General features: G+C 57.8%; 10 protein-coding genes. 7 read left to right on the top strand and 3 right to left on the bottom strand.

Annotation, left to right across the window (positions count from 1 at the left end):
• The first annotated feature begins 110 nt into the window (after positions 1-110).
• From G5315_RS01605 to G5315_RS01590, 4 genes are read left to right on the top strand one after another with little or no spacing between them, the layout of a single operon-like run.
• Positions 111-1,430 (top strand): lipopolysaccharide biosynthesis protein, encoded by a 1,320-nt coding sequence (locus G5315_RS01605; RefSeq protein ID WP_043819779.1) that lies wholly within the window; start codon positions 111-113, stop codon positions 1,428-1,430.
• Positions 1,418-2,824 carry an O-antigen ligase family protein gene (locus tag G5315_RS01600; RefSeq protein WP_421332201.1) on the top strand — a complete coding sequence of 469 codons (1,407 nt, stop codon included), beginning with the start codon at positions 1,418-1,420 and terminating at the stop codon, positions 2,822-2,824. The genes G5315_RS01605 and G5315_RS01600 overlap by 13 nt, the downstream gene beginning before the upstream one ends.
• Complete coding sequence (locus tag G5315_RS01595; protein WP_421332200.1) at positions 2,821-4,092, top strand: glycosyltransferase family 4 protein; 1,272 nt, start codon at positions 2,821-2,823, stop codon at positions 4,090-4,092. The genes G5315_RS01600 and G5315_RS01595 overlap by 4 nt, the downstream gene beginning before the upstream one ends.
• Positions 4,093-4,104: 12 nt before the next feature.
• The gene (locus G5315_RS01590; protein ID WP_421332199.1) at positions 4,105-5,241 is read left to right on the top strand and encodes a glycosyltransferase family 4 protein; all 1,137 of its coding nucleotides are present in this window, start codon (positions 4,105-4,107) and stop codon (positions 5,239-5,241) included.
• A 59-nt stretch (positions 5,242-5,300) separates the two neighbouring features.
• Here the strand turns inward: G5315_RS01590 and G5315_RS01585 are convergent, their stop codons facing one another.
• The 3 genes from G5315_RS01585 to G5315_RS01575 form a co-directional block, all read right to left on the bottom strand.
• A complete protein-coding gene (locus tag G5315_RS01585; RefSeq protein WP_421332198.1) occupies positions 5,301-6,332 on the bottom strand; it encodes a diguanylate cyclase domain-containing protein in 1,032 nt (343 codons plus the stop codon).
• Between the two features lie 302 nt (positions 6,333-6,634).
• Positions 6,635-9,547 (bottom strand): HD domain-containing phosphohydrolase, encoded by a 2,913-nt coding sequence (locus tag G5315_RS01580; protein WP_421332197.1) that lies wholly within the window; start codon positions 9,545-9,547, stop codon positions 6,635-6,637.
• 238 nt (positions 9,548-9,785) lie between these two features.
• Entirely contained in the window at positions 9,786-11,402 is a 1,617-nt protein-coding gene (locus tag G5315_RS01575; protein WP_421204833.1) for a response regulator, read from the bottom strand.
• A gap of 374 nt (positions 11,403-11,776) precedes the next feature.
• Between G5315_RS01575 and G5315_RS01570 the strand changes: the two genes are divergently transcribed.
• The 3 genes from G5315_RS01570 to hybO all read left to right on the top strand — a co-directional run bounded on the left by G5315_RS01570 (position 11,777) and on the right by hybO (position 18,068).
• Positions 11,777-11,953, top strand: a complete 177-nt coding sequence (locus tag G5315_RS01570) for a hypothetical protein (protein WP_421222511.1) — start codon at positions 11,777-11,779, stop codon at positions 11,951-11,953.
• Complete coding sequence (locus tag G5315_RS01565) at positions 11,950-15,978, top strand: ATP-binding protein (RefSeq protein WP_421332196.1); 4,029 nt, start codon at positions 11,950-11,952, stop codon at positions 15,976-15,978. Before G5315_RS01570 ends, G5315_RS01565 begins: the two co-directional genes overlap by 4 nt.
• Before the next feature lie 956 nt (positions 15,979-16,934).
• The gene (hybO, locus tag G5315_RS01560; protein WP_005345182.1) at positions 16,935-18,068 is read left to right on the top strand and encodes a hydrogenase 2 small subunit; all 1,134 of its coding nucleotides are present in this window, start codon (positions 16,935-16,937) and stop codon (positions 18,066-18,068) included.
• Positions 18,069-18,070: the final 2 nt, after the last annotated feature.

The raw sequence follows: 18,070 nt of genomic DNA, 5'->3' as shown, positions 1-18,070 counted from the left end.
GGTTAAGCCGCGCAGAGGAGCTATCGTCTCTGGGCGGGAGTGAGTGGCGTGGGCTTTGCATTAGCGGTAGCTGACCCGGAGCAGGATGCTTCGGGTGGCTGGGAGGCCCTATGAAACTTGGTGTGAACCAGATTGCCATGCTCTATTACGCCGGCGGCTTGCTCCTGATGAAGGGGATCTCCCTGCTGATGCTGCCGGTGCTGACCCATCAGCTGCTGCCTCGTGAATACGGCCAGCTGGAGGTGCTGCTGACCCTCATCAATCTGGGCTCCCTCATTCTCGGCTTCGGGCTGGTGGATGCCCTCTACCGCTTTGCCGGACTGGCGAAAGATGAGCAGGAGCGCCAGCAGGTAGTGGCCCGCATGTTTGGGCTGGTCTGGCTGATCGCCTTGGCCAGTCTGGTGCTGCTCTGGCTGCTGGCACCTGTGGTGCAAGCCTGGCTGCCGGTGGAAACCCGTCTTGCGGATGTGCGCTGGGTGCTCTGCGCCCTGCCGTTTGAAGGGGTGATCGGCGTGCCGCTGGCATGGCTGCGGATGCGCAATCAGGCCCGGCTCTTTTTCGTGGCGACCGCAGGCAAGGCGGTGATCCAGTCGGTGCTGACCGGCTGGTGGCTCTGGCTCGGTTGGGGCGTGAGCGGGGTGCTGGCCTCCGGCACCCTGACCTGCGTCGCACTGGCGCTGCTGCTGAGCCTCTGGCAGTGGCGAGATAGCGGGATCCGCTTTGACTGGCAGCACTATCGACCGCTGCTGCGCTATGGATTGCCCCTGGTGGTGAGCGGGCTGGCAGGCTTTGCCCTGAGCGGACTGGATCGCTGGTTGCTGGCCGATGTGGTGGGGGAGGCGCTGCTCGCCTACTACGCGGTGGCGGGCAAGCTCGCGTTGGCGGTGGGGTTGTTGCTGCAACCCTTTGCCCTCTGGTGGTATCCCCGCCGTTTCATGCTGCTGCGCGAGCCGGATGGACTGCGGCTCAATGCCCACTACAGCGTGATGGGGTCGGTACTGGGGTTTGTCACCGCGGGGATTGTCGGGCTTACGGCCCCCTTGCTCATTCGCTGGCTGACCCCGGAGAGCTATCACGGGGCGATTGCCTATATTCCGCTGCTGGTGCTGGGTATGGCGGTGCGCAATGTTTCGGACTTGCTCAATGTCGGTTGCTTTAGCGGCGAGAAGAGCAATGCCCAGATGGTGATCAATCTGGGCTGCAGCGCCCTTGGGGTGGCAGGCTTTCTGCTCGCCATCCCCCCCTTCGGGGTTGCCGGGGTGATCTGGACCCTGCTGCTGGTCTATCTGGTACGGGCGCTGGCCTTTTATCTGGTGAGCCAGCGGTTGCTGCCGCTGCCGTATCGCCTCTCGACCCTCTGGGCCAGTTCGCTCGGGGCGCTGGCGATGGTCTGGCTCGGCCAATGGTGGGCAGGATCATGGCTCGTCTAACGCCAGCCATCTGGGCAAGCGCCATCTGTCTGGTGCTGGCCCTGCTTTGGTGGCGGCTTCCCCATCCCTTGCTGTTGCCGGTGCTCGGCCTTGCCATTCCCGCCATCTGGTTTGCCCTGCGCTGGCCCTTCTTGATGGTGCTGGGGTTTGTCACCTTCTCCTTTTTTCGGCTGCATGAGGTGTTCCCCCAGCTCTATCCCCTCAAGATCCCGCTGCTCTTCTCGCTGGCCGCCATCGGCGCACTGGTCTGGCACATTTTGCTGACCGGTCGGATCAAGCCCTACTGGAGTCCAGCCCTGAGCTGGCTGACGGCCTTCTTTGTGATGGTCTCCATCGGTGTGCTGTTTGCCAGCAACCGGGGTGAGGCGATCGCCACCTGGACCGGCAGCTACAGCAAGATCTATCTGATGACCCTGGCCACCGCCTGGCTGGTGCGCACCCCGGGGGATTTTGCGCTGGCGGTACGCACCTTTGTGGTGGCGGGCTGTCTGGTGGCGCTGGTGGCCCTCTACAACAAGGCGAGCGGGATCGGGCTGGTGGAAGGGACCCGGGTGACCATAGGGCGCGAGCTGGGCTCTGTGTTGGGGGATCCCAACGATCTGGCGCTGGTGCTGCTCTTTCCTGCCGGCTTTTCACTGAGCTTGCTGCTCAATCAGGGCAATGGGGTGGGGGGGCGTTTGCTGGGGGGGCTTGGCTTTGCGCTGACTGCCGCCGCCATTATCGCCACCCAGAGCCGGGGTGGTTTGCTGGGTATCTGCGCCGTTGGTGGCCTGTTTGCCTGGCAGCGGGTGAAGTCGAAAACCCTGTTGATCTCGCTGGGGATGGTCGCGCTGGTGGTGCTGTTTGCCGCTGCCGGGATCAGCGATCGGGCATCTGGCGGCGCCGCCGAGAGCGGGGTCGATGCCTCGGCCATGGGGCGGATCTACGCCTGGCAAGCGGCCTGGGGCATGGCGCTGGGCCATCCGCTGGTAGGGGTGGGCTTGTCCAATTTCTATTACAACTACTTCTTCTACAGCCCCCATTGGGATGGACTCAATCATGCGGTGCACTCCACCTGGTTCGGGGTGCTGGCTGAAACCGGCTTTGTCGGGCTGGCGCTGTTTATCGGCATGGTGACGGTGACCCTGCGCAGTGGCTGGCGTTGTCAGCTTGCTGGCATGCCTCCTGCAGTGATCACGGCGATGCAGGGGGTGATGGCCAGCATGGTGGGGTTTGTGATTTCGGGATCCTTCCTGACTCAGGGCTTTACCTGGCCCATCTATCTGGAGCTGGCGCTGGCCGTCGCCGCCATCAAGTACGTGCAGCAGGCGGCCACAGAGGCGAAGGCCACCGCTGAGGATCATCAGGAGGCAACCCGGTTGCCGGCAGTGCCACCAACGGGAGCAAGAGGATGAATGCAACCCCTGTTTTGCTGGTTCACTACGGAGAGGACTGGATCCGCGGCAGCGAACGCTGCCTGCTGGATCTGCTGGCCCACCTCGATCGCAGCCGGTTTACGCCGTTGCTCTGGTGCAATAGCCCGGCTCTGGCGGCAGAGGCGGCCACCCTCGGGGTAGAAACCATGGTCGAGCCGTTCAGCCTGCTGCTGGGATGGCAGGTGCCACGTTTTGATCTTGCGGCCCATCGGCGCCTCTCCCGGCGAGCCAGAGAGCTCATCACCGAGCGGCAGATTGGGCTGGTGCATGCCAACAGCGCGGCCCCTTGTCAGTGGCTGGTGGGGGTCTGTCGGGCGTTGCAGGTACCGCTGGTGTGCCACCTCCATGCCCGTTACCAGCCAAGAGACAGATTCAGCCTGCGGGTTCATCAGGCAAGCGTGCTGATCGGGGTGAGCGAGCCGGTGTTGACCGGTTGGCGCCAGGATGGCTGCGCGGCCGATCGGTTGATCCGGGTACCCAACGGGGTGGATGCCGCTCGTCTGAATGGCGGTGCTCACTGGCCGGTCGTCGGCATGCTGGGCTTGCCCCCGGGGGATATGATCATCGCAACCGTCGGCTCCCTGATCAAACGCAAGGGGATTGATCTGCTGATCCGCTCGCTGGCTGCCCTGATGGCATCGGGGGAGGAGGCCCAGTTGCTGATCATTGGCAGCGGCCCGGAGCGGGAAGCATTGATGGCGTTGGCTGTCGAGCTCGGGGTGGCCGAGCGGGTCCACTTTTTGGGCGAGCGGCCGGACAGTGCCGCTATCTTGCGGGGCGGGGTGGATCTGCTGGTCTCTGGAGCCCGTGAGGAGGTGTTTGGTCTGACGTTGGCGGAGGCGGGCATGTTGGGACTCCCGGTCAGTGCCTATCGGGTGGGCGGCATCCCCGAAGTGGTAGAGGAGGGGGTGACCGGCTTGCTGGCAACCCCGGGGGATTGGGCCGAGATGGCTGATCACTGGCGGCAATTGAGCAATCCGCAGCGCCGATGTGAAATGGGGCGGGCCGCTCAGTTGCGTGCCGCACAGTTGTTCACGGTGGCGCGCTATGTCGATGGCGTCACGGCGGTGTGGGACGCCGCGCGGGCTGGTCGTTGGCACGCCACGGCCCCCACACCCTTCCGACCACTCATGCATTGGGCGGGGCAACGCCTCCTTGCCAGAGGTCGCAATATGCTGGCGAGTGGGATGGCAAGAGTGGCGCAAAAAGTGCAACTGGGGTTTGGCCGCCGCAAGGTGCCAGAGTAAGGGAGCAGCAAGATGAGCATGCAAACTGAGCCGGTGTTCGGAAAGGTCATCGTTGTGGATCCTATCCCGTTTCGCGGTGGCTCCAAGGTTGCGACCGAAGTGCTGCTCGATGAGTTGGCCAAACGGATGCCCGGGCTCACATGCCATGTGTTGACCCAGGATCCCGACTCCTGGTCCCGTTGTCAGCATCATCCTCTTTGGTTGCCCCACATATTGAAGGGGCGGGAGTCCGGCATCGGTTATCTGCTTAAACAGGGGTGGCAGACCCTGCTGATCCTCTGGCTGGTGTTGCGTCTGGGGCAGGTGAAGTGCCTGGTGGCGGCGTCCGGGCCGGGGGTGGATCTCTGCTGTTACTGGGCTGCCCGCTGGTTGCGGTGCCGGGTGGTTCAGCTGATCCATGGCCCTGTGGGGTGCTCGGGGCTCTCTGCCAGAGCCTTGCAACGGGCGAGTTTAGTGTTTTATCTCGAATCGACCCGCAGCTCCCTGGCGGCGCTGCTGGCCCGGCTTGGCGAGACCGAGTTCCCGTCACACTGGCAGCCATTTACCAACGGTTTGAGCGAGATTGATTGGCCCAAAGCGACCCTGGGGGGGCACCGGATTTTGTGGGCGGCCTCGTTGCTGCGCTGGAAGGGGCTGGAGACCATGCTTGCCGCCCATCAGATGATCCCTGACGCTCGCCCCGAGCTGATGGTGTGCTATCTGCAGCCCAAGGGCACGCTGCAACCCTGCAGCCAGCCTCAGCCACAGCTGCCAGACACGCACTGGTATGCCAACCCCGCCAATCTTGACGAGATCCGATCTCAATGCGGCATTTTTGTCTCCACCAGTCATCAGGAACCCTTTGGTCTCTCCATTCTGGAGGCCATGGCGGCAGGATTATGCGTAGTGATCCCGGCCGATGGCGCCTGGTGGGATCGACACCTCACCGATGACGTGAATTGCTGCAAATATCAGCCAAACGATCCCGGCGATCTGGCGCGGGTGCTGGCCAGCCTCAACACCATGCCCGATGTGGTCAAGCGACTTGGCCATCATGCCCGCCTGCATGCCATGGTCCATTACAACGCGGCAGATACCTATCAAAGCACACTGGATCAGTGGGAAGGTATGTTGCGATGGGATGCGTTGAGCCTTGCCGTGCATGGTTAGCGCGCAGTGGTTCCCCGTAGGGAGGATGGTCACGCATGAGGGACTTATGGGCAGACTGGTTACGGGAGGCTGGGTGACTCCGCCACTCTGATGCAGTTACGGCCGGATGATTTGGCGGTGTAGAGCGCAGAATCAGCCAGTTTTACCAGTTCAGATGGCTGCCAGTGACTCGATGGTCTGAGGCAGGCAACACCCATGCTAACGGTCACCAGACCGGTGGTATTTTGTGCGTGTGGCTGCGCGAGTGCAAAAATCAGCCGCTGGATATGTTGGGCAATTTCATAGGCGGATTGACGCTCGACATGTGGCAGCAGGATGACAAATTCCTCTCCGCCGTAGCGGGCCACCAACTCCCCCGAGCGGCGCCCGGATTGCGCCAGGGTATGGGCCAGCAATCGAAGGCACTCGTCACCGGCAACGTGGCCATAGAGGTCGTTGAACTGCTTGAAATGATCGATGTCTAGCATGATGAGCGCAATCGGCATCTCTGTCTGAATACAGTGCTCCCAGGCCTGGTTCAATGAGTTGTCGAACAGACGACGGTTGCCGATATTGGTTAGCCCGTCGGTATTGCTGAGCGCTTCCAGTTTCCGGTTCGCTTCCGCCAGCTCCTTGGTTCTGAGCTCGATAATGAGCTCCAGCTCATGTTGGCGCTCCTCCAGACTGGTCATCGGGTAAATTTCGCTTTCCCGAGCCGCACTGTAAGGGATGGAGATACTGCTGTGAGCAATTTTCCACGCCATGGCTTCGTGTCGAAAAATCAATACCAGTCTGGCGGTTCTGCGGGAGAGGATAGGTTCTGATTTCGGTAGATGGATATGGAAGAAGGCGGTGACAGCCACCACATCAGCGGCCAGATCTTGCAGGGTTACATCGAGTGTTTCCAGGCGGATTCTGCCCGGGATCTGGGCAAAATCGCGGCGGGTTATCCGGATCCACTCATCTTTATCGGTAACCAGAACATCACTGCTGCCGGCAAAACCGCTGAAATTGTCGCTAAACCGCGTGGTGAGCCGATCATCCCGTGATGAATACAGCTCGATGTACTCATCAAACAGTGAGCGGATCAACTGTTCCCGTTCAGTGGTCATTGCGCTGGGCCCATGTGAAGTGGTCACGTTTTTAAAACGTTCGATTGAACTATAGTCAATTATGTCGTTTTAATTGGCTATCTATCTTGATTTTTATCGTTTTTTTGTTCGATTACCGTTATTGGCAAGTGTCCGTAAGGTCAGTCAGAACAAGGTGCCATGGAGAGGATTAGCATGGCTGTCCGGTGCATATCCTCCCCATCTCTATTACGCATCGGGGTGACCACCGGTGACAAGACGGCGGGTCTGCATGCAGATCCCCAGACTGCAGGCATCAGGTAACCCAGAGTGCCTCGCGGCGATCAATGGCTGGCGAGATAGGGGCTGATATCCACCTCGTCAATGAGCTCCGGGCTCATGTAACGCTTGGCATAGCGCAGGTAGACGCCAGAGCGGAGAAAGAGCGCAAACAGCTCGGGGTCGATATGGTGATCCTGTTGCATGAATCCCATGATGCGGATGGCCTCCGAGAGAGATTTGGCTTTCTTGTAGGGGCGATCGCCGGCGGTCAGCGCCTCGAAGATATCGGCGATGGCCATCATCCGGGCAGGGATGCTCATCTCGTCCCGTTTCAGCCGCTTGGGATAACCAGTGCCATCCATCTTCTCATGGTGTCCCCCTGCGATTTCCGGCACCTGTTTCAGGTTGGCGGGGAAGGGGAGTTTTTCGAGCATGATGATGGTCTGGATCATGTGCTCGTTGATCTTGTAGCGCTCCTCATCTGTGAGGGTGCCCCGGCGGATGGCGAGGTTGTAGAGCTCGCCGCGGTTATAGAGGTATTCAGGGGTGTTGACCTGAAATCCCCAAGGATTGTCAGGGGCAAGGCGGTCGCGGTTGCTGCGGGTGAAGAGGTGATCCGGGCGATCGGCCAACAAGGGTTCGGTGACCGGTAGCGGTGGCTCCGCGGCCCGCTGTTTGCGTGCCAGTTCATCCTGAGAGATCCCAATCCGATCGGAGAGCGTGCGCTGCCAGGTGCGGCCCGCGATCTGCTGCAGCTTTGCAATATCCTCTGTGGCCATAAATTCGCCCCCTTCGTTGCAACGGGCGATAAAGGCAAACTCCTCATCCAGCTGTTGCCAATGCTGTTGCAGCGTGGCCTGTAACGTGGCCTCATCACCCCCATGGAGACGTGCCTGCCAGTAGGCAATCTCGGCATCCCGTTTCAGCACTTCAAAGCGCATCCTGACCTCGTGAATGCGATCGCACAGGGTTTCCAGCTTGGTGGCCTTGTCGACCACAAACTCCGGTGTGGTGACTTTGCCGCAGTCGTGCAGCCAAGCCGCGATATGTATTGCTTCCCACTGTTTTTCATCGAGCGAAAAGTGTTGGAAGGGGCCCTCCTTGGCCTCACATGCCGCTTCTGCCAGCATCTTGGTCAGTTCGGGGACTCGCTGACAGTGGCCACCGGTATAGGGGCTCTTGGCATCGATGGCCCCTGCGATGAGCTGGATAAAGGCCTCCAGCAGATTGCGCTGCTCCTCCAGCAGCCGCTGGGTGGTGAGTGCCACGGCGGCGGTGGAAGAGAGCGCGTTGACAAATGCCATCCGCTGCGGGGTCAGGGACTTCTTCCGTTCATCGATCAGAAACACCAGGGTGCCGAGCAGTTGGCCATCACGGTTTTTCAGGGCAATCGGCCAGAAGGTCAGCGGCGTGTCGCTCTCCTCAATGTAGGGAAACAGGATCTGCAATTCGCTGGTGACCAACGCAACGGGTTCCAGTTCTACTCCTTGCAAGCTCTGGAACAGTGGATGTTTTGGCTGATTGAGCGTTCCGATACTGTGGATCGGCGTTTGCTCCTGCACCTCGCCATTCCAGCACAACCCTGCCAGATCCAGCGTCTTGTTGCCGCTATCGGAGAGGTAGAGCATGCAGCCTGTTGCACCGGTCAGTTGCTGCATTTCGGTGAGCAGCCGCACCAGCAAGCGGGGGAAACTGGTCTCGCTGGAGAGGGAGGTGGAAAGCTGTAAAAAGCGCTGGATAGTCGATTTCATGTCGCCCATGGCCTGGGAGAGATCGATGATTTCAGCAATATAGGAGTTGACTCTGATCGGATCGTTGAAGTCGAAGTGGGCGATTTTTCCTGCTTCTTGAGTCAGGTCATCAAGGGGCCTGGCGGCGGTTCTGGCTAGCTTGATGGCCGCGAACAGGGCAAAGATCAGGAAGATGCCCGACAGAAGGAAGGTCTGATTGCGAATGGTGAAGGCGGTGGCCAGCAACTCATCGACAGGTGCTGCAATCCAGAGGGTTAATTTTGACCCATCGGCTTCCGGTAAAGTGATACGCATTCCTTGCCAATCATTGCCCTCTGATTTAAAGGAAAGACTATCTGCCTTCTGATTCTGACTGGCATTCATCAAGTGTTGGATCATAGGCAGGTCGGCTTCGGTCACTCTTGCAAGTCGATAAGCGCCATGTTCATGAATCAGCATCCCACCTTTATGACTTGTCATTAGCTCGCCCTGCTCATTGACGATGGCTAGACGCATATTGGGGGTTATCTTGGCGGATTTGAGCAGGCGCTCGATAGCTCGGAGGTTCAGGCTCATCCCTATGACGCCAGCCCCATTTTGCATTGGTTCGGCAAAACTCAGGTACATCTCCTGAGTATCGTGCGAGATATAGAGAGGGGATTGCACCAACTGTCCACTCTGCTTGGCCTGAATAAACCATGGATGCTCTATTGGATCAAAAAATTGTCCTGATTCCTCTTGCCGTTCAATGATGGTGAGATTGTCGGCCAGCGCGAAGGTCTCCGTAAGAGTGGTTGCCTCTTGATGCCGGATGCTCTTCACGATCCAGCGGGTATTGGCGGGCGGCGTTAGGTGTTGTACCTCGGTGTCGGCAGGCCAGCGCATGAGCCAGAATAGATCGCCGTTGTTGTAACCGGCATACACCGCGTTGGCAGAAGGTTGTCCTTTGAGCAGGGTTGTCATGTAGGGAAGGCTGGCCATTCGCTCTGACAGGGTCTTGGCTTCGGTCAGGCGCTGTTGGGCGAGCAGATTGACGCTTAAAGCTGAGGTGCTGAACAGCCCTTCTAAAGCCTGAGTGGTGATTTGGCCAATCAGGGTGAATCTGTCTTCCGCCTCTTTCATCAGCATGGTTTTGGTTTGCCGATATTGGTGACCAAGAGTGATCAAGGCAAACACCAGCAATAAACCCAGAAACAGATGGGCAATATGAACATACAAGGGGATAACGCGGCGAATGAGATTCATGTTATCTCCTTAAATGGATGGGTTTGTTGAGTGGGGTATAAATGAGATAGCCCAACAGAATAATAGGTAGCTTCATGGTGTTCGCCCTTGCTGCTTGCATTAAAGAGACCCCGTTGCGTAAACCACCAGATGACGATAAATGGAAAGGGGTGATAAATCCTTTTTTTATTCACCCATCGCAGTAGCCAAAAATGATCCACGGCGATGTTACCGCAGAGTTCTGTGATCGTGATTCTTTTCACTCTGGATATGGATTGAAACCCTCTTTTTGCGGGAAGTGCGCCGAGATATTCAGCAGCCTGGTTTCTTCATCCAGCGACACAGTAACGGTGGCGCCATGGGCTTCCAGCATGATTTTGCCATGATAGCCATTGTGACTGTGTGCTTCTTTGTTGTTATTAGAGGATGGGAATCTGTCGAACAGAGAGAGGACATTATTGATATCCAGCAAGGTCGAGCTATCAATATTTAAAATAATGCTTTCGGGGTATTTCAGACAGACAATTTCCACGCAGGAGGAGGGTGCCGCATGCTCACAAGCGAGCCGTGTCAATATTTGAAACGCGGAATAACAGAGAAATTCGTCACCTGCGATGAATAGCTCATCATAGAGGTAATTTTTGGGTTTGGTCAGCTTGATATCGAGCTTTTTCTCGGCATAGAGATTTTTGAATTGCACCGAAAGCCGGTTGAAAATATTAAAGAGCTGGACTTTACCCGCTTTCAAAACAAAGGTGCCGGTTTCAATCTGGTAAATCTCGCTGGCCAGCCGGGTCAATGCCAGTGCATCGCCTACAGATTTTCTGGTGATGGATAGCTGGGTTTTTTGGAGCATGTTGAGCGATGAGTCGGCCGCCAGCTCTTCCAGCAGGTGTAGCGCGTTGAGCAGGGGCTCCCGAATTTCATAGCGGATATTGAACTCGAGGCTCTCTTTGAGCGCATTGAGCTCAAGCATCTGATCGAACTCTTTTTGCAGATCTCTTCTGGCATGCACCAGCCGCATCAGATTGGCAATGCGAAAACGCAGCATCTCGATGTCGATCGGCTTGGTGATAAAATCGACGGCCCCCAGTTTCATCGCCCGTTTACGGGAATAGATATCATCCAGTGCCGTCATAAAGACGATGGGGATGTGCTCTGAGTGGGGATGTTCACGCAAAATTCTGGCAACATCGAATCCGTTCAGGTTGGGCATCATGATATCGAGCAGCACCAGATCGGGTGGATTATCCGATTGGCAGATCCTGATCGCTTTTTCGCCATCTTTGACCAACTTGAGATGAAACTCTTTGCGAAATACCGAGGTGATCAGCATCAAATTATCTGGAACATCGTCAACCACCAGAATGGTTGGACTATCCTGATTGCTGGCAACCAGATCGCTGTTGGAAAAACGGTGCAAACGACCGAATTCGAATTGCGAGAGTGGGGGTTGCGATTGGCTGGTTGCCAACAGCAGCCGAGTGATCCTGGTTTTAAGGGTATCGGGCTTGAGCGGGGTCAAGATAATGTCAGAGACTTTCGCCTGGACAAATTGTTCGATCAATGGGCGATCTGTCCCTGAGGTCAGGGTCAAAAATGGCAGTGTGTGATGAGGTGCCCTACTGCGAATATTTTTCAGCAGCGTGAGCAAGTTTGCCGAATCGAGATCGATATTGCAGATGATCATGGCGGCAGGGCCATCAGACACGCAACGTTCCAGCGCCTCGACACTCTCCACCACCGTAATCTGGCTTATGCCAATGGCTCGTAACTGATTGCATAGCGCATCGCTGTGCACATTATCTTTTTCCAGTACCAGCGTGGGCCCGGAAATTATTTTTGCTATGTCCATATGGCTATCTGATGTGCCCATCTGTCGCTGTATCCTGCCAGCTCATTTTGAGCATGATAATATAGGGTGCATGACCCTGGTCAACCGATACCTCTGCTACCTTGCGCTGGAAATATAAATCTGCAAGCGGGCTCATCACCCAACGTGATAAAGAGAGCAATCCGATATCATCATACCGTTGGTGCTGACCCATCTTCTGATGGTGTACAACCGCCATTACCCCATATCCACTTTTTTCTTGTATCCGATTTATCCCTTGTGAGTTGCTGGCTCCTGTCGGGTTGTGCGCACATTTCAACCGGGTTGTCATGGCTGCCTGTCGGGGGATCCGTTATGGTGTGAGAAAGGTTGGCAGGGGTCGCCATCCTCCATCTTGGCAGGGAGAATCACGAGATATGGAACATCTTGCCCCGAGCGCGGCTCATCCTATGGTGCTGCTGGTTGATGATAAGAGTGGCTGCCACAATTTGATGAATACGCTGCTCGGTGAGTGCCTTTTATTGCACGTCTTCTCCTGTGAGGCGGTGCTGATGATGGTCAGGCAGAACGATGGAGCATGCTGTCAACCATGAAATCGCGTCTCTGGCACATTACTGCCGTGCTGTTGCTCTCCCTGATGTTGGCCACGCTGGTCGATGCCTTCTATCTGGAGCTGGAGCGGCAGGAGTATCGCCAGTCGCTGGATACCCGCATTCAGCGCGAGGGCGACAATCTGCAGCAACTGACCCTCTCAAGCAAGGGGATGGGGGCGGTGCAACTGGCTGGCCGCCTCAACCGCGAGATCCAGCAATCGTCACTGCTCGAGCGGGGGGAGCTGAGCCCGAGCGAAGCTCTGCAGGTGTTGGCGCAGGGGGTGAAGGCCAATCATGCCTTTGTTACCAATAAAGCAGGGGTGATTGTCCGTGATTGGGATGCGCTTGGCCGCCATGTCGTCGGGCAGGATGTGTCGTTTCGCTCCTACTTCAGGCAAGGGCTCAAGGGGCTGGAAACAGTAGATGCCGGGGTTAGCCTCAATACCGGCAAGCGGATGATCTATGTGGCGGCGCCAGTCTCTCACGATCGGGCGCAAGGAAGCGACATTACTGGGGTGGTGGTGGCGCGTTACGAGATGGCGCTGCTCGATACCTTTCTGGCCGGGTGGGGCGATACCATCGGTTTGCTGGTCTCGCCAGATGGAGTGGTGATGGCCAGCAACAAGAGCGATTGGCAAATGGCGGTGGTGGGACCGAACTCTGCCGCCAGGCAACAGCAGCTCTTTGCCTCTCGCCTATATGGACACTACTTTGCCCCGGATCGCAAACCGGTGATCCTGCCTGCACTCGATGGCAGTGAAGTTCGGATAGGGAAAGATAGCTATCTGGTGAGCCGCATGCCTATCGAGTGGCACGATGCCAAAGGGCAGTGGACGCTGCTGCTGTTGGGCAATGTGGAACAGGCCGTGTCAGGATGGCGGCGAGTGGCCTTGTTCGGCACCGCCCTGTTGATATGTCTGAGCTCGGCCCTGCTCTGGCAGGGGAGGATGTTGCGTCGCCGCAGCATTCGCGAGCGCAACGAGCAGTTTGCCTTCCAGCAGGCGTTGATCGATACCCTGCCACATCCTCTCTTCTATACCGACAATCAGGGGCGCCTGCTGGGGGTGAATCGCGCCTTTACCAGCGCATTTGGTGGCGCCCGGCCGGTCGAAGGCAAGCGGCTGGCGGAGTTGCCGCAACTGGCCGGACTGGATGCGGTGGATGAGGGTAACACCTTGCAAAGGGTGGCGGGCAGTCAGGCCAGAACGCAGCATGAGGTGCGCCTGTTTTCGCCGGATGGCCGTCCTCTGGACATGCTCTATTTTCTCTCGGGGATCGAGCTTGCCGAGAGCGAGCGAAGCGGTGCGGTCGGCAGCTTGGTCGACATCACCCCGATCCGTGCCGCCGAGCAGGCCATGCGGGAGGCTCATGACCGGATAGCGGCAGATCGCCAGCGGCTGCACGAGAGCGAGCAGCGGATCCAGTCCATGGTGCGCAACGTACCGGGTATGGTCTATCGCTGCTTGCCTCATCATCCCTGGACCATGTTGTTCGTCAGCGACGAGGCGGAAAAATTAACCGGCTATCCCGCCAGCGATTTTGTCGATAACAGCCGCGATTTTGGTGACTTGATCCATCCCGATGACCTCGAACTGAGCAACCGCAACACCATCGAGGCCATTGCCGAACACCGGCAATACATCAACGAGTACCGCATCTTCGATCGCTGGGGTCAGCTCCGCTGGGTCTACTCCATCGGACTCGCCACCTATGATGCCGAGGGTAAGGCCATCTATCTGGACGGGATCATCTTCGATTTCAGCGACCGCAAGCAGGCTGAGGCCGCCATGCTAGAAGCTAGGCAGATCGCCGAAGATGCCACCCGAACCAAGAGCGAATTTTTGGCCAACATGAGCCATGAGATCCGCACGCCAATGAATGCCATCATCGGTATGGCCCATCTGGTGCTGCAAACCAACCTCTCCCCCGAGCAGCACAACTATGTGAGCAAGATAGACAGAGCGGCGAACAACCTGCTCGGGATCCTCAACGACATCCTTGACTTTTCCAAGATGGAGGCGGGCAAGTTGCAACTGGAGAAGGTGGATTTCCAGCTCAACGAGGTGTTCGAGTGGCTGGCGGATCTTACGGCGTTTCGGGCGCGGGAAAAGGGGCTGGCGCTGCTGTTCGATCTGGCCGCTGATCTGCCTGACCGTTTGTGCGGCGATCCCCTGCGGCTTGGCCAGATCCTGCTCAACCTGACCAGCAATGCCATCAAGTTCACCGAGCAGGGAGAGGTGATTGTCCGGCTGGCACGCAGTAACGAGCGAGATGGCAAGATCTGGCTGCAGGGCAGTGTGCAGGATAGCGGTATCGGCATGACAGCCGAGCAGTGCCAGCGTCTCTTCCACTCCTTTGAACAGGCTGACAGCTCGACCACCCGCAAATATGGTGGCACTGGTCTTGGTTTGGCCATCACGAACAATCTGGTGCAACTGATGGACGGTGAGATCCGGGTGGAGAGCGCCCCGGGGCAGGGCAGCGAGTTCCACTTCCGTATCTGTCTCGCCACCCTGGCGGATCAGGGTAAGGAGAAAGAGCAACGTGTGGCCATGCCGCTGGCGCCGCAGCGTCTGCTGTTGCTGGAGTCGTGTCCTGCTTCGCGAGCGGCCATTCTCCACCAGCTGGCGGCGCTGTCTGTTGAGCTTGTCTGCGCGGACGAGCCCGCCGCAGTGCTGGCACTGCTGCATCAAGGCATCGCGGCGGGCAAACCCTGTGATCGAGTTGTGCTGGGCTGGCTGGAGGGGGAGAGCTGGTTGTCAGAGGTGCTGCAGGAGGTTGGCACGCTGGCAGCGCCGCCCGCGATCTTGCTGATCACCTCGGGCGATCCCGCACCGCTTGCCAGCTATGTTGCTGCGCTGGGGTTGGCGCCGTGTGATGTGCTGGCCCATCCGTTTACCCCGCAGGCACTGTGTCAGGCATTGTGTAAGGCGCAGGGGGGCGATGCCGTGGGACGAGAGGCGTTATCGGATGCAAGCCCCTATCATCAGGTTGCGCTGCCCGCTCATGGGCTGGCGGGGGCTCGTCTGCTGTTGGTGGATGATAACGACATGAACCGGGAGGTGGCGCTGGCCCTGCTGGGCAAGGAGCAGATCTCCCTGGTCTGTGCTTGCGATGGGGCACAGGCGCTCGCCCTGCTGGCGCAAGATCGCGGGTTTGACGGTATCCTGATGGATTGCCAGATGCCGGTGATGGACGGGTACACCGCGACCCGGTTGATCCGCGCCGATCCGACGCTGGCCCGGATCCCCATTATCGCCATGACAGCCAGCACCATGGTCGGGGATAAAGAGAAGGCGCTGGCGGCAGGCATGAATGACCATATCGCCAAACCCTTGAATATGCCGCTGTTGCTGGCGACCCTCTCGCACTGGATCACACCTGCCAGACCTCTGGCTGCCGCCAGCAAGTTGCAGGTGACTGACGATGCGACCCCTTGGCAAGGCGTGCCCGGCCTTGACGCGCAGCGGGGCATGGCCGTGATGGGGGGCGACAGTGCGCTCTACCGCAATATGTTGCAGCGCTTTTGTAACGGGCAGCAGGGGTTTGAAGCCAGTTTCCACTCGGCGTGGGCCTCGGATGACAAAGTCACGGCCCGGCGTCTGGTTCACACTCTCAAGGGCAGTGCCAGCACCATAGGGGCGACCGGTGTGGCGGAGCAGGCGGCGCTGCTCGAGCAAGCCGGTGAAGAGGGGGATGATGCAGGGGTCGCAACCCGCTTGCCATCCCTGATGGCCGAGCTGAAGCCCCTGCTGTCTGGGCTGGAAGCCGCGCTGGCAGTGTCCCCTGTGACGATGGGCGCTTCCCGAGGCATCGATGCCGGGATGCTGGCGGCGCAACTCCAGCAGTTGGGGGCCTTGCTGGCACAGAGCGATGCCCAGGCGTTGGCGCTTTGTCAGCAGATTGAGGCTGATCTGGCTGGCAGTGCATTGCCGCTGCGTGCTGCATTTCAAGAGGTGAGCCGGGCGGTCAACGAGTTCGAGTTCGATAAGGCGCTGCAGTTGCTGGCACCACTGCTTGGGTGATGGTTAACACCCTTATCGCTTGTCATGTTCATTGTCATCCCAACTCATTTTTTAGGGTTGCCATTGAACAAGAATAATTATCATCTATATCGATAGATATGGATATTTACGCTCTGGTTAATTACGCAGGGTGACGTGAAGGTAAATAGTGTTAAGGTGGGCGGTAACATCTGTAACCGGATGAGCGAATGCATCACGAGTTAAATATGATCACTATGTTGCAGGCAGCCTTCCACCTTGCCTTTTCTCTTACCATTAATTTGAATGCAGATTCACGATGATGCGTAAACATATCCGTGAGTGCGATATTTTACTCACCAGCATCCAAGACAATAAAGAGTGGGGGGAGCGTATTGATATGCATACCTCGGCGGCATCTTTTCATTAAGCGGTGTTAAACGGGCAGGGAGGCCAAGCGGGGTTGTGCTGTGTGGGCTTGCAGTAGAACGTGTCGCACTGAAGCGCAGGTAAAATGCAAACTGAAACCAAGCGACATGCAGGTAAACCGTGCCGTGCAGGCCGTGCTTGCTACCGGTGGTAGCTGGCCGTGAGACAGTTCTGGTATGGGGAGGCAAGTCAGGAGGTTGTTCCGTGGATGACTGTATGGAATATGCAATGAGATGAGTAAAGATATGTTCAATGGATCATTTATTGGTGGGCATCAGTATTGTGAAATGAGCGGTATAGCCAAGATTTCAATCATGTTAATTTGGCTCACAGTGAAAGAGAGGATATGCGGCGATTAATTATTTAATATCCAATTAAGTTCATAAAATTTACGGAGTTGCTAAATATCTCTTTGGGGGTAATTAATTCTGTTTGTGATGTGGCTCGCTATGTAAATAGGGGGAAGCCGGTCGAAGTTGATAGAGATCAATACTGTGATGTGGGTGAGTCCTTAGCATTTCTCCTATTAAGCATTTACCAAACAAGTGCTCACTACGGGAATAACTAGAATGGTCGAGGATAATTTTTTATCGGCTCATGGGATTAATCGCCGTGATTTTATGAAATTGTGTGCCGGGATGGCCGCAACCCTGGGATTAAGTCAGCATGCCGTCGCCAAGATGGCCACTGCGCTCACCAGCCCCGAGCGGCCGCCGGTGATCTGGATTGGGGCGCAGGAGTGCACCGGTTGTACCGAATCGCTGCTGCGCGCCACGCACCCCACCATCGAAAACCTGATCCTCAATACCATTTCGCTGGAGTACCACGAGGTACTCTCGGCGGCCTTTGGTCATCAGGCGGAAGAGAACAAGCACAACGCCATCAAGCGCTATAAAGGCAAGTATGTGCTGGTGGTGGATGGCTCCATTCCGCTCAAAGATGGCGGCGTCTACTGCATGGTGGCCGGTGAACCCATCGTCGACCATATTCGCCGTGCTGCCGCCGACGCGGCTGCTGTGATCGCCATCGGCTCCTGCGCTGCCTGGGGCGGCGTCCCCGCCAGTGGCGGTAACCCGACCGGCGCCGTCAGCCTTGAAGAGGCGCTCGGTAATATCGGCACCCCCATCATCAATATCCCGGGTTGCCCACCCAATCCCCACAACTTCCTCACCACGGTTGCCTACTACATCACCTACGGCAAGCTGCCGGCGCTGGATAGCAAGAAGCGTCCGCTGTTTGCCTATGAGCGGCTCATCCACGAGAACTGCGAGCGTCGTCCGCACTTCGACGCAGGCCGTTTTGCCAAGGAGTTTGGCGATGAGGGCCACCGGCAGGGCTGGTGTCTCTACCATCTGGGCTGCAAGGGGCCGGAGACCTATGGCAACTGCTCGACCCTGGAGTTCTGCGATGTGGGCGGCGGCATCTGGCCGGTCGGGATCGGTCACCCCTGTTATGGCTGCAACGAGCAGGGTGTCGGTTTCAGCAAGGGGATCTTCCAGCTCGCCAAGGTAGAGAACCCGACTCCGAGGGTGGATAAACCCGATGTGAAGATCCAGGAGGGGGGGTATACCTCGCCCACCGCAACCGGCCTTATCGGTGGCGCCCTCGGGGTGCTGGTAGGGGTGAGTCTGATGACGGTGCGTGAACTCGGTCGCCAGCAGAAGCGCCACGAAGCCGGGCAGCACCCATCACGGGAGGAGTAACC

Origin of the sequence: Aeromonas sp. 603607, assembly GCF_049171595.1 — a bacterium.
Lineage (GTDB): Bacteria > Pseudomonadota > Gammaproteobacteria > Enterobacterales > Aeromonadaceae > Aeromonas > Aeromonas veronii.
This window is presented reverse-complemented; position numbering and strand designations above follow the sequence as displayed.